Genomic DNA, 12879 nt, shown 5'->3' with positions numbered 1-12879 from the left:
AGGTGACGTCTTCCTGTCCATGAGCAAAAGAACAATTTTGAATATAAGGGCAAAATAGAAAGTGAGGATCTATCTCTAAGATTTTCTGTAAGGGATTGAAAGGGCAGGGTGTTTGTCAGGATAAGTGAGGATTAACTTCCAATCCCCGTCATTTCCCGCCCCCGAGCGGGGAATCCATGCGGTACTGTTTCTATCTTTGAGCGTTTGCAATGACGTATGCTGTTGGAAAGAATGCCTTCGCTAATACCCCATTCAACGTAACCCACACCGCATGGATTACCCGATCAAGTCGGGTAATGACGGGGGTTAGAAAGGAATCTTGACTGGCTAGACATTATGGCCTGCCCTATTGCCCTTTAGGGTACGCAGAGCGCACGGCCTCTTCCGAAAGGCGCTCTATTTGTCGACCTACGCCAAGCCGCGAAAGCGCACAGTCTGCACCCCGCTCTTCAGCGGGGTGAGCGGGTGTGGATAGATTAAGGGCCAGGACTCAAAAGGATAGATAAAGCTATATTCGAAATCGCTTTTCAATACCTCAATCACACCTGTTTTGACCTATTATCCTTATATAAAGGCTTGTTCTCCTTTGCAGCGTCTTATGCTCTCCCTTTAGCGTTTTGTGACCGTCGGCGCTTCGGCAAAAGGTTTAATTCCGAAGGCGGGGTAGATGTCACTTGGGAAGTAAACGACGCCGTCTTTCACGACCATGGATATCTCTTTTATCGCTTTCAGATTTTCCGTGGGATCGCCCGGCACCAAGAAGAAGTCGGCGAGTTTGCCGGACTCAATTGAGCCGAGCTGTTCGCCCTGTCCGACATAGTCGGCCATGCCCTGGGTGCCCCATGCCAGAACTTCGGCGGCGCTCATGCCGACATTCTCGTAAAGCTCCAATTCACGGTGATGGAAAAACGAGCCGCCCAAATCCGTGCCGGGGACGAGCTGAATGCCCGCGTCGTGCATTCTTGTGACAATTTTCAAGAGCTTGTCATAAGCGACTTTGTACGCTTCGTCGTCTTCGTCCGTGGCGATGTCGAGGAAAGCCGTCTTGCTCTGGCGTTGTTCGCTGACCGGCATATTGTCGACAAAATCGGCCATGGCCGGATTTTCTTCTCCGTTCCGGCCATTAAAGAAAAGCTCGAAAATGGTCAGAGTCGGATCAATGGCGACATTGTTTTCGACCATGGCCTGAATCGTTTCATCGATTTTCGGATCGTCGAGATCCAGATCCTGAAGACGTTTCATCGCGGTGACGCGCAGGAGGGTTCTGGGGTCTTCGTCTTCTTCCAGAACCCAGCCGAGAACGACTTGGTTGATATGTGTAAGCTCGTCATATCCGGCCGCAATCATTTCATTGGCGGTTGAAAAGGCGGGGACGTGGCCCGAGACGCGAAGGCTTTGTTTTTCGGCTTCCTCTACCATGGCCGGGACCCAGTCTCCGTCCATGGAATTGTAGATTTTGATCTGGAAGAAATCTCCATTGCCATAAGCTTTGACGGCGTCGACGGCTTCTTGCTGGCTGGAGACAATTGTGCCGGAATTGGAGCTGAACGGGCTTTTGCCCTCGATAAAGCCGCTTCGGATAATGCGCGGTCCGGCGAGACGGCCGGATTTGATCTTGTTGATCAGTTCGCCCAGAACGTCGTCGTCATTGCCCATATCGCGAACCGTCGTAATACCGGCCGCGACGTTCAGAAGCGCGTTATTCTGGCCCAGATGGCCGTGCATTTCATAAAGACCGGCAATCAGGGTCCCGCCAGCGCCGTCAATAACGGTTTCGTTCTCCGCCCGACTGTCAGCGGCGTCAATGGATTGTATCGTGTTGCCTTCAAAAACGACAGACGCCGGATCCGTCAGAGAGAGCGTTTCGGGATCGAAAACCCGGACATTTGTAATCCGCACGGGGCCGTCAAATGTCTGGGCGGCCTGTTTCTGAATGTCTTCGAAACGGCGGGCGGAATATTCTGTCGCGCGCTCTCGCAAGGACGCTTCGTGAGTTTCATAGCCCGTTTTCAGAAGCGCCGTTTCCGGCGTAATCATACCGATAAATTCCTGGTCGGAATCCACGACGAAATAGGACGGGTTCATGCCGATACCGGACAAGGCATAGGAAGAGACTGTTTCTGTCTCTGCACCGGTCGAGAGGTCAAAATCCTCTATTTTACGAAGGGATAGGTCGCCGCCCGGCAGAACGGCCATTGTCTGATCGGCATCCGCCAATAGCACACGGGCGTAGAGCCAGAGCGCATAAGGACTTGGGTTTTGCGCGACATAAAGCGGGGAGCCGTCCACGCCTTGCGAAATTGTGCCTGTTGTATCGGTCCAATTCGCGGTCGTTCCGTCAAAATCGAAACTCTCATCCACCTGACTGCCAAATGTCGTCGCGCCTTTGATCGTCCAGCGATCGGGAATGCCGTCCGCACCGAGGACGATGTCTTCTTTGATCGTCGGACCGCGTCCATTATTGCGGTATTCAAAATCAATCGCCGTCTTTCCGCCGGTATGGGTGACGTCCATGCCGCCGACATCCACGCCGGAGATCAGCATGGTGTAATTTTCCTGACCTTCAAGGGCGGGCAGCTCCATTTGGGTTTCTGCCTGGGGCGTCTCTGCCTCGTTTTGGCCGGGGCTACAGGCCGAGGCGGATAGGGCGAGCAAAGAGGTTGCGAGGGCAAAGTGACGTAATTTCATGGAAGACTCCTTTGCCTCTGAGTAACGCAAGAAGGCGAGCGGCGACAAGCTCTAATCGAAACGTCCGGCCTTATAAGCGCCAGGGTGAAGTTTAAAAATTTCCGTGTCAGCCTGTTTAGGGAAACCGTCTTGAAGAGGGGGAGAGCCTGTCGATTATTGATTTTTTAAACCGTGACTTGCCCTCCGTCAGATATGTCTGCTAAGCCCAATAGCAATGACAGCGCTGTCAATAAGCGTTGCAACTTATGGGGATGACTATGAAATTTTCAGCGCGAGACCGATTGAGATTACTGGGCGGGGTGGCCGGCCTGACGCTCAGCGCTTGCGGCGGCGGGGGAGCCGGGAGGTCATCGGTCAGCGTAACGCCGCCTCCACCACCACCTCCGCCTCCGCCTCCGCCGCCTCCACCCCCGCCAGCGGCGTATATGCCGGAAAAAGGGGCTTTTCGGGACAAGTTTCAAAATCAGTTCCTGGTCGGGGCGGCGATTGCTCCGGCGCAAATCGCGGACGGGCAGGCTGATGCACAGATTTTGAAGGATCAATTCAGTTCTATTACAGCTGAAAATGTGATGAAGCCGGAGGCACTTTCTCCGACAGAGGGAAGTTATACTTTCGAAGAGGCAGATTCCCTTTTGGCATTTGTCGAGGCAAATAATATGGCCCTACGAGGGCACACCTTGCTCTGGCATCGCGCGACGCCGGACTATTTCTTTCAAGGGTCGCCGGCCGAGGTTAAAGCTCGGTTGCAAAAATATGTCACGGATGTCGTTACCCATTTCAAAGGCAGGGTCTATGCCTGGGATGTGGTGAACGAAGTTATCAGTGATGATGACGGCGCGACAGCGCCTTACCGCAATTCCAATTGGTATCAAGCGGCAGGCGGCCCTGACTATATTGACTGGGCGTTCGAAGCGGCCCGCGCCGCCGACCCGGACGCGCTTCTTTTTATCAATGAATATAATACCGAGCTGAGCGGAAAACGCGGGAGGGTGCTGCAGGTGGTTCGCGATTTAGTGGATCGCGGCATTCCCGTGGACGGCGTTGGCCATCAAATGCATATTCAGGCGCCGACACCGGCGGCGGATGTTCTGGCCGCTATCGACGCTGTGGATGATCAATTCATGGGGTTGGAAAATCACGTCACGGAACTCGATATCTCCATTTATAATGATCCTCCCTCCTGTTTTGCCTCGCAGACCAATTGCGCCGCCGATTATGGAGGCAACATTCCGCAATCTGTTCTTGACGATCAGGCGCGAAAATATCGCGCGCTTTATGACGGCTTTGCCGCTCGGCCGAGCGTGACCTCCGTCACCACCTGGGGCGTGAATGACGGGCAATCCTGGCTGAACGGCTATCCGGTCAATCGCACCAATGCCCCGCTCTTATATGATCGGGACAAAGAGGCGAAAAAAGCGTTCAGGGCGATCGTGGAGGCGGAGTTTGAGATTTGAGTGGGGTAAGAATTTTCGTGAATGTACTTCAAGTTTAATAACTGTATTTATAGATTTAAATTTGCTTAGGATCGAACTCAATAACTGGCACGATTTCAGTCATAGCGTAATGAACGAACTGTTTTCCTAGTCCCGTGAGCTCATAGCGTTTAGTGTTTTCGAAAGCTGATTCTAAAATTTTAGACCCTTGTCCTTTGGGTGCTCTTCTTGATGGTCTTTTGATGAAATTTCCATGGGCATCTGTTTCTCGATATTGCCGAACTACTGAACCCGTGGACAAGTCTCTTATGACGAGTTTAAAAAGATCTGCTTCAGCTGAGTCTTCACGCACTTCTTGTTTCTCTAGTTTTTTCCAAATTTCTCCTCTGGAAATACCACCATTGTTATAAATTGCTGATATGACTTCGAAATGAAATTCAGAATACAAAGATATCCAATCCAAGAAAAGAGAAACAACATCATCTGAAGTAGTTTTTGCTACTGCTGCATTAGCTAGAATATTTCTAACAATTTTTTGCTTTGTTTCACTTTCCACAGCATTCCAATTACGAAAAGCCTTTTTAAATAATTTCTGATATTCACTTGAAGACACTCTGTCGGAAATTTCTTCATCTTGAAGGTCAATACGAGAAATTATCTCGCCCATTGTCCTATGTTTTTCTCGAAGTTCGTCTTGCAGCATTTCCAGATAAGATAAAAAAAATGCATTTACTCGAGATTGCTCTTGTTCTGACCAGTTACTAGCGATCCAAGATATTAGACCCCCAATGAATGGCACTGAACCAGATGCAATTTCCATTGCAGATTGACTGACTTTCGCTGCTGATTTTGTTTCTAAACCCTTAAACTCTTGCTCCAGATTCCTGTCAGAAAAATTATCGGATTCATTGTCAGACATGTTAATTTGCCTCTACCACTAAAAAACCAAAACAAACGCCGCCTTTGCACCTTAAACCACAGAAGGTCACCTATTTGCCCCTAAAACGCTCCGCCTTCATATTCTTCCGGTGCCAGATTGCCGAATTTTGTCAGGTCGGCGTTAAAGGAGAGTTTCACCGTGCCGATGGGGCCGTGTCTTTGCTTGCCGACAATGACTTCGGCCTTGCCCATGAGCTTGTCCATGTCTTCCTGCCACTGCATATGTTCTTCCGTGCCTTCGGACGGCTCGGCCCTAGCGAGATAATACTCTTCGCGGAAGACGAACATGACGACGTCGGCGTCCTGTTCAATCGAGCCGGATTCGCGTAGATCGGAAAGCTGCGGGCGTTTGTCGTCGCGCTGCTCTACCTGCCGCGAGAGCTGCGCCAGAGCGAGGACGGGAATGTCGAGTTCCTTGGCCAGAGCTTTGAGGCCCTGCGTAATCATGGACACTTCCTGCACGCGGTTGGCCTGACTATTCATGGCATTCCCGCCGGTCAGAAGCTGGAGGTAATCGACCACAATCATGTCGAGGCCGACCATGCGTTTCAGACGGCGCGCCCGCGCCGAGAGCGCGCCGATGGAAATCCCGCCCGTATCATCAATATGCAGGGGCAGGCGGCTGATCTCGTCGGCGCTGTCGCGGATATGCTCATATTGTTCGGTGTTGATATCGCCGCGGCGTATGCGGTGCGACGGCACGCCGGATTGTTCGGCCAGAAGTCGCGTGGCGAGCTGTTCACTGCTCATCTCGAGCGAGAAGAAGCCCACAATGCCGCCATCAACGGTTTTCTCGACGCCGTTTTCATCGCGTTCGCGGCGAAATTTTTTGGCGATATTAAAAGCGATATTGGTGGCGAGCGAGGTTTTCCCCATAGAGGGTCGTCCGGCCAGAATGATGAGGTCGGAGCGGTGCATCCCGCCGAGTTGGCGATCGAGATCCAGAAGGCCCGTCGAGGTGCCGGAAAGATTGCCGTCCCGCGTAAAGGCCGCGCTGGCCATTTCAATGGACTGGATGAGGGCGGATTCGAACGTGACAAAACCGCTCTGCGTGCCGCCGATTTCGGCCAGGTTGAAAAGCTGGCCTTCGGCGTTGGTGATTTGCTGACGCGCGTCGAGCTCGCTTTCCGGATTGGACGCGCCTTGCCGGATTTCGTCGCCGAGGCGGATAAGCTCGCGCCGCATGGCGAGATCGAAAATCAGCTTGGCATATTCGGGGGCGGTGGCGCCGGGCGGGGCCGAGTCGAGCAGAAGGGCGAGATATTCCACGCCGCCAATATCGATCAGGGTTTCGTCCTGGCTGAACCGGTTTTTGAGGACAATAGCGTCTGCCAGCTTGCCATGTTCGATCAGTTTCGAAATCGAGTCGTAAATCCGGACGTGGATTGGGTTGTAGAAATGCTTGGCCTGCACAATGCCGCTGACGCGGTGGTAAATCTCATTGTCATAGAGCAGGGCGCCGAGCAGGGCCTGTTCGGCCTCACTACTATGCGGGGTCGTGTCGAGGGTTGTCTCTTCGTCGTTATGTTCTTCTGCAAATACCATTGCTCACCCCTAGGCCGATTCTAAAAGGTCGGCACTAGAACAGATATAGAACAACGGCTCCTAGAGCAAATGAGTTATACATGGGGATAAGTCATGGGGATAACGGGGATAAGTTTTACCCCTCGCGCCGCGACAGAAACGCCAGACGTTCAAACAGATGCACGTCCTGTTCGTTTTTCAGAAGCGCGCCATGGAGAGGCGGGATCATTTTTGTTTTGTCGGTTTCGCGCAACGTCTCCGGATCGATGTCTTCGACGAGTAGCAGTTTCAGCCAGTCAAGTAATTCGGACGTGCTCGGCTTTTTCTTGAGGCCCGGCATGGCCCGGACTTCGAAAAAGCGTTTCAGCGCGGCGGAGAGCATGCGGGTTTTGATATCGGGGAAATGGACCTGAACGATTTCCTTCATCGTCTCTTCATCCGGGAATTGGATGTAGTGGAAGAAACAGCGGCGCAGAAACGCGTCGGGCAAATCTTTTTCATTGTTGGAGGTAATGATGATGATCGGGCGCTGCTTGGCCGTGACAGTCTCTCCTGTCTCGTAAACATGGAAACTCATTTTATCGAGCTCATGCAAGAGGTCATTCGGGAATTCGAGATCAGCCTTGTCGATTTCGTCAATAAGGAGAATAGGACGCTTCTCGCTGATGAAAGACTCCCAGACCTGACCGCGTTTAATGTAATTTTCAATATGGTGGACCCGGTCATCACCAAGCTGTGAATCGCGCAGACGGGCCACCGCGTCATATTCATAGAGGCCCTGCTGGGCTTTGGTCGTGGATTTGATGTTCCATTCAAGCAGGGGCGTGTCGAGCGCTTGGGCAATTTCATGCGCGAGAACGGTTTTGCCTGTGCCGGGCTCGCCTTTGATAAGAAGCGGACGTTCCAGAGTGATCGCCGCGTTTACGGCCATTTTCAGATCCTGAGTGGCGACATAATCTTTTGTGCCTTCAAACTTCATAATCGTCTCTCATTATTATTTCTTCTGCGGTTTGTCTTGAAAGCGGTCTTCTACGTCTCACATACCACGATGCAAGGTTCAAATAATTGTCATCAATATTTCTGCATTGTTGGATTGCGCGTCTGAATGACTCACTTTATAGCGGCGCGGCAATTGAAAGTCGCCCCATTAGAAGGGCGCGTTGCATGGGGTGTTTGTGGATCATGTCATAAGGGGTTTTCAATATGACAAAGGCAACCAAAAAACCGGTTAATGTACCGGCAAACTATGAACCTTCGGAAGACGAAGAGTTCATGAATCCTATCCAAAAGGAATATTTCCGGCAGAAACTCCTCGCTTGGAGAGCCGAAATTGTTGCGGAAACGCGCAATACGGTGGAATATCTTCGCGGCGAGAACGTGTCTCACCCGGATCCGGCGGATACGGCAGCGGCAAATGCGGACCGACAGCTAGAGCTCCGGACGAAAGACCGTCTGCGCAAGCTGACCAATAAAATCGAGAAGGCGCTGCGCCGAATCGAAAACGGCACTTACGGCATTTGCGAAGAAACAGGCGACCCGATCGAGCTGCGCCGTCTGGACGCGCGCCCGATTGCAACGCTGTCCTTGGAAGCGCAGGAAATGCACGAACGCGGCGAGCGTCTGCGCGCCGGATAATTCCTGGGCTGCAAAAATCGAATCGAGGCGGGCTTTGTCCCGCCTTTTTTATGCCAAGAACATAAAAATCATGACATTAAGGTAGTTTAAACTCATAAATTATCGTTTTTCCCCAACTATATAACTCTTTTCAATAAATTATTATTGAAAAACAATAATTCTTTGTCTATACAGTCGTCAGAAACCGATGTGCCAATCGGTAAGGAGACGACATGACTGATTCAAACAATACCCTCAATCCGTCTGGACCTCAGACCGATCGTTACACATCGAACGCGGAGCTTCCGCGAAAGAAGCTCTGGGTTTGGCGGGTGATTGTTTTTGTCCTGCCTGTTCTCGTCCTGATGGCAGCGATTGTCGGCTTTATTGCCATGGGCGCGCTCAAACCTACGCCGGAAGAAAAAGAGGAGGTCGTCAAGGCTATTCCCGTTCTGACCGCCAATACGTCTCAGCAAGACGTGACTTTGAGCGTCGATGTCCAAGGCGAGGTTCAGCCGCGTACGAAGATTAATCTGGTTCCCCAGGTCGGCGGGCTCATCACTTATATGTCGCCTAAATTCATAGAGGGCGGGCAGTTTAACAAAGGCGATCTGCTCGTGCGTATTGAGCCGACGGAATTTGATTTGCGGGTCACACAGGCCAGAGCCGAGGTGGCGCAGGCCGAAACACAGCTCAGCCGGGAAACGTCTGAGTCTCTGGTGGCCCGTCAGGACTGGCAGGAACTGGGCCGGAGCGGGGATCCGAGCCCGTTGAGTTTACGGGAGCCGCAAATGGCAGAAGCCAAAGCCAGACTCGCTTCTGCAAACGCGCGGCTTGCCGAAGCCGAATTACAGCTTAAACGGACATCGCTCTATGCGCCTTTTACAGGCCGCGTCACCATTCGTCATATTGATCAGGGGGAATTCGTCTCCGCGGGAACGCGGCTAGGGGAAATTTATTCCACGGACGTCATGGATGTTCGCCTGCCGATGACCAATGAGGACTTGCGCCGGGCAGGTCTAACGCTCGGCTTTGAAGCCTCTACGAATAATCCGGGTTTGCCCGTGACGCTCTCCGCCAATGTTGCCGGCAGATATAGTCAATGGAGCGGCCGGATTGTCCGAACCGACAGTCATTTTGAGACCGGAACCCGTGTCCTTTACGCTTACGCGGAAGTTGAAGACCCTTTTGGAAAAGGCTCGGATGAGGGCATGCCTCTGGCGCCGGGGATATTTGTAAATGCGGCTGTAGAGGGACAGAAACTATCCGGGGCTTTGCTGATTCCGCGATCGGCTTTGCGAGGGGAGGATAAGGTTTATATCGCTAACCGTGATGAAACGCTGAGTATTAAAACCGTCTCCGTCATATCCTCCAATCGGGATCAGGCCATTCTTGGCAACGGTCTGACGTCCGGAGACACAGTTATTACCTCTCCCATAAGAGGGGTCGCCGACGGAATGAAAATAGAGGTCGTCAAACCGACAAAGACTGCCGCCCTGGAGACATCTCTTGAGGGAGGCGAATAATGAACCGGATTATTCAATGGTGGGCGGGAAACCCTGTCGCGGCGAACCTCCTCATGTTCGCTTTACTCCTAGGCGGAATTATCAGCTATATTCAGATCGACCGGGAGCTTGAGCCTTATGTCGAATTCCCCGGAGCCTGGACCTATGTGTCCTGGCCAGGAGCGTCTCCGCAGGATGTGGAAGAACAAATCATTGTCAGAATGGAAGAGGCCCTGTCCGAAGTGGAAGGGGTCAACCGGATGTGGGCCTTTGCCGGAGAGGGCGGCGGCTCAGTTACGGTGGAAGGTAAAAACGGCGTTGATGAAGCCAAACTCATGGCGGATGTGAAACGCGCCGTGGACTCGATCAATGCCTTTCCGCCTGCGGCAGAAGAACCCCAGATCAATATATTCAGAAACCGGGACGAAATAATTCGCTTGGCCGTGTCCGGGGACGAGACCGTTTCCGAGCGGGAGCTGAAACGTTTTTCCGAGAAGACGCGGCGGGAAATTGCTCTTCTGGGCTATGTTCCGGCGGTCGAATTATTCGGCGTCAGGGGCGAGGAAGTCTCAATCGAGGTGTCTGAGGACGATCTTCGTCGATATGGTCTGACACTGGACGAGGTGGCGCAGGCCGTTCGCGGAACCTCTGTGAATGCCTCCTCCGGCACAGTTCGAACGGATATCGGAAATATGCAGCTACGCACCCGAAATCAGGCCGATACACAAGCCGAGTTTGAAAATATTGTAGTGCGTCAGGATCCCGGCGGCGCTCTTATCCGGGTCAAGGATGTGGCGACCGTGATTGACGGGTTTGAGCAGGTCAATCTGATGGCAACGGTCAATGGCCAACGCACGGTTCTGGTTCAAATTCAAAGCGGTCCGAGCATGGACATCGTCAAGATGTCGGAAAATGTGAAAGAGTATCTGAAGAAAAAAGAAGGAAACCTCCCGCCCGGAATTTCCATCACAACCTGGGAAGATGACGCCGATCAATATGTCGGACGAATTTCGACCATCACGAAAAACTTCCTGATGGGGCTGTTATTAGTGGGGGCGACTCTGTTTCTGTTTTTGCGTCCCATGATTGCTTTCTGGGTGAGTGCGGGAATTGCGGCGGCGTTTGCCGGGGGGCTAGCTCTGCTTCCGCTTTTTGATGTCTCCTTTAATATGATCTCGACCTTTGCCTTTCTCCTGGTGATCGGGGTGATTGTGGATGACGCCATCATTGTGGGCGAAGCCATCCATTTCAAAACCGAAGAAGGCGAAACAGGCTTGGACGCCGCAGTGAACGGAACGAAAATGGTCGTCAAACCTGTTATTTTTGCTGTGTTGACGACAATGATCTTCTTTGCCCCCTGGATGTACCTTTCCGGCGGAACGAGTGAATTCACGCGGGCAATTTCCTTGGTGGTTATTTTCTCGCTTCTCTTTTCTCTCATTGAATCGCTTCTGATTTTGCCGGCCCATCTGGCGCATCTGAAACCTGTGAATCCACAGAGCCGGATCATGAAATTACAAAACAGGATATCAGACAGTCTCACGACTTTTGCCCGAAACGTGTATCGACCCACGATTACAGCGGCTTTACGGCATCGATATCTGACGGCGTCACTTTTCCTCGGCATGATGATTTTGACAATCGGTGTTGTGGCCAATGGTCTGGTGAAGTCCTCCTTCTTTCCGGAAGGCGAATCCGATCAGATAGAAATCTCGGTCGATTTGCCCGAAGGCACGCCCTATGCCCGAACGCTCGAGGTTCTGGCGCAACTTCAGACGGCCGAAGAAACTCTCAAAGAAGAGATCAAGTCCGAAGATGGCGATTTGATAGAGAATTGGTATACGCGATCGCGGGATAATAACGTTCTGGCGCTGGTCAAACTCGTGCCCCCGGAAACGCGCGCGCTTTCGGCAAAAGAGACCGCAGAGCGACTGCGCGCTCTGATCGGGGAAGTGCCTGACGCCGAAAATATCACTGTCAATTATCAGAACGGCAATAATGGACCGCCCATCCAATATGTTCTCAACGCGAAGGAGTTTGGCGATCTGGAAGCGGCCGCCGATGACCTGATGGCGAGACTGCGAAGCTATGAGGGTGTGTTCAATGTCGTCAATGATATGGAAAGTGCGACCGAAGAGGTTCAGTTTGATCTGAAACCCGGCGCGGAAAGCCTTGGCGTCACCGCGGCAGATGTCGCCCGTCAGGTGCGCCAGGGATTTTTCGGCGAAGAAGTTCAGCGCCTTCCGAGGGACGGGGAAGATGTGCGGGTTTATGTGCGCTATCCCCGCGTTGACAGAGAGTCCCTGGACTTCCTGAAATCCATTCGTATCCGCACAAATGACGGACGGGAATTACCTCTGGATGCGGTGGCCGATCTGCGCTTTGAAAAAGGCACGAATCAGATTTTGCGCCGTGAGCGCCAGAGGGCTATAATTGTCTCCGCCGAGGTCGTGTCTGAACGCATTGATGAAATCAGAAAAGAGCTTAATGAAGGCTTTTTTGACGAGTTCGATACGCTTCATCCCAATGTAACGCGCGGCAATATCGGACGGGCGCAAGGAGAAGCCGAGTTCCAACAGGAGCTTATGACCTTCATGCTCATCGCCATTGGCGTGGCCTACTTCCTTGTGGCTGTCTCTTTCAAATCTTACTCCGAGCCAATCCTGATTTTGCTCGCCGCCATTCCGTTTTGTTACTGCGGCATGATTATCGGGCATATGACCATGGGCGCGACAATGTCCCTCCTGTCCCTCCTGGGGATGTTCGCGGCCGCGGGTGTGGCGGTGAACGACAATCTGGTACTGCTGGATTACGTTCACCGTCTCCGCGAAAAGGGGCTGGACGGCGCGCAGGCGCTGGTCGAGGCGGGCACGCGGCGTTTCCGGCCGATTTTGCTGACCTCGCTTACAACTTTTGTCGGTCTTTTGCCTCTAATGATGGAGAAGTCCCTTCAGGCGCAATGGCTCATTCCGATCGGCATCAGCCTAGCCTTCGGGGTTATTTTCGCCCTGTTCGTAACTTTGTTCTTTGTGCCGGCGCTGTACGGTATTGGCGCCGATATCCGCCGCTTCTTTGTCTATCTGATAAATGGCAAGGAGTATGAGACGTTTACCAAATCTCTCAAAGAAGCGGATGAGCCGGTTGAACTTCCGCCTATGGTCGCGGCGGAGTAAATT

At 52.4% G+C, this 12879-nt stretch carries 8 protein-coding genes; 4 read left to right on the top strand and 4 right to left on the bottom strand.

Annotated elements, in window-relative coordinates:
* Window positions 1-609: 609 nt before the first annotated feature.
* The gene (locus ACN0IC_RS14035) at window positions 610-2688 is read right to left on the bottom strand and encodes an amidohydrolase family protein (protein WP_416879412.1); all 2079 of its coding nucleotides are present in this window, start codon (window positions 2686-2688) and stop codon (window positions 610-612) included.
* Between the two features lie 257 nt (window positions 2689-2945).
* Between ACN0IC_RS14035 and ACN0IC_RS14030 the strand changes: the two genes are divergently transcribed.
* On the top strand, window positions 2946-4142 hold the full coding sequence (locus ACN0IC_RS14030) for an endo-1,4-beta-xylanase (protein ID WP_416879411.1): 1197 nt from the start codon (window positions 2946-2948) through the stop codon (window positions 4140-4142).
* A gap of 55 nt (window positions 4143-4197) precedes the next feature.
* Here the strand turns inward: ACN0IC_RS14030 and ACN0IC_RS14025 are convergent, their stop codons facing one another.
* The 3 genes from ACN0IC_RS14025 to ACN0IC_RS14015 all read right to left on the bottom strand — a co-directional run bounded on the left by ACN0IC_RS14025 (window position 4198) and on the right by ACN0IC_RS14015 (window position 7563).
* Window positions 4198-5040, bottom strand: coding sequence for a hypothetical protein (locus ACN0IC_RS14025; protein WP_416879410.1), 843 nt, complete (start codon window positions 5038-5040; stop codon window positions 4198-4200).
* A gap of 80 nt (window positions 5041-5120) precedes the next feature.
* On the bottom strand, window positions 5121-6605 hold the full coding sequence (locus ACN0IC_RS14020; RefSeq protein ID WP_416879409.1) for a replicative DNA helicase: 1485 nt from the start codon (window positions 6603-6605) through the stop codon (window positions 5121-5123).
* 115 nt (window positions 6606-6720) lie between these two features.
* Window positions 6721-7563, bottom strand: coding sequence for an AAA family ATPase (locus ACN0IC_RS14015; protein WP_415810796.1), 843 nt, complete (start codon window positions 7561-7563; stop codon window positions 6721-6723).
* Window positions 7564-7787: 224 nt separating this feature from the next.
* On the opposite strand from ACN0IC_RS14015, the gene dksA reads away from it, so the two are divergent.
* The 3 genes from dksA (at window position 7788) to ACN0IC_RS14000 (ending at window position 12876) form a co-directional block, all read left to right on the top strand.
* Window positions 7788-8219: an RNA polymerase-binding protein DksA gene (gene dksA / locus ACN0IC_RS14010; RefSeq protein WP_416879408.1), complete on the top strand. Its 432-nt coding sequence runs from the start codon at window positions 7788-7790 to the stop codon at window positions 8217-8219.
* Between the two features lie 212 nt (window positions 8220-8431).
* Window positions 8432-9724 carry an efflux RND transporter periplasmic adaptor subunit gene (locus ACN0IC_RS14005; protein WP_416879407.1) on the top strand — a complete coding sequence of 431 codons (1293 nt, stop codon included), beginning with the start codon at window positions 8432-8434 and terminating at the stop codon, window positions 9722-9724.
* Entirely contained in the window at window positions 9724-12876 is a 3153-nt protein-coding gene (locus tag ACN0IC_RS14000) for an efflux RND transporter permease subunit (RefSeq protein WP_416879406.1), read from the top strand. The genes ACN0IC_RS14005 and ACN0IC_RS14000 overlap by 1 nt, the downstream gene beginning before the upstream one ends.
* Window positions 12877-12879 lie beyond the last annotated feature (3 nt).

This window comes from Litorimonas sp., assembly GCA_029936425.1.
Classification (GTDB): Bacteria; Pseudomonadota; Alphaproteobacteria; order Caulobacterales; family Maricaulaceae; genus Litorimonas.
Note: the sequence above shows the minus strand (reverse complement) of the source record. Positions and strands in the feature narration are given on the sequence as shown.

What these genes read in the sequence shown, in the direction of transcription:
- ACN0IC_RS14020 (WP_416879409.1), bottom strand. Translation starts at nt 6,605, where the DNA reads ATGGTATTTGCAGAAGAACATAACGACGAAGAGACAACCCTCGACACG.
- ACN0IC_RS14005 (WP_416879407.1), top strand. Translation starts at nt 8,432, where the DNA reads ATGACTGATTCAAACAATACCCTCAATCCGTCTGGACCTCAGACCGAT.
- ACN0IC_RS14000 (WP_416879406.1), top strand. Translation starts at nt 9,724, where the DNA reads ATGAACCGGATTATTCAATGGTGGGCGGGAAACCCTGTCGCGGCGAAC.
- dksA (WP_416879408.1), top strand. Translation starts at nt 7,788, where the DNA reads ATGACAAAGGCAACCAAAAAACCGGTTAATGTACCGGCAAACTATGAA.
- ACN0IC_RS14015 (WP_415810796.1), bottom strand. Translation starts at nt 7,563, where the DNA reads ATGAAGTTTGAAGGCACAAAAGATTATGTCGCCACTCAGGATCTGAAA.
- ACN0IC_RS14025 (WP_416879410.1), bottom strand. Translation starts at nt 5,040, where the DNA reads ATGTCTGACAATGAATCCGATAATTTTTCTGACAGGAATCTGGAGCAA.
- ACN0IC_RS14030 (WP_416879411.1), top strand. Translation starts at nt 2,946, where the DNA reads ATGAAATTTTCAGCGCGAGACCGATTGAGATTACTGGGCGGGGTGGCC.
- ACN0IC_RS14035 (WP_416879412.1), bottom strand. Translation starts at nt 2,688, where the DNA reads ATGAAATTACGTCACTTTGCCCTCGCAACCTCTTTGCTCGCCCTATCC.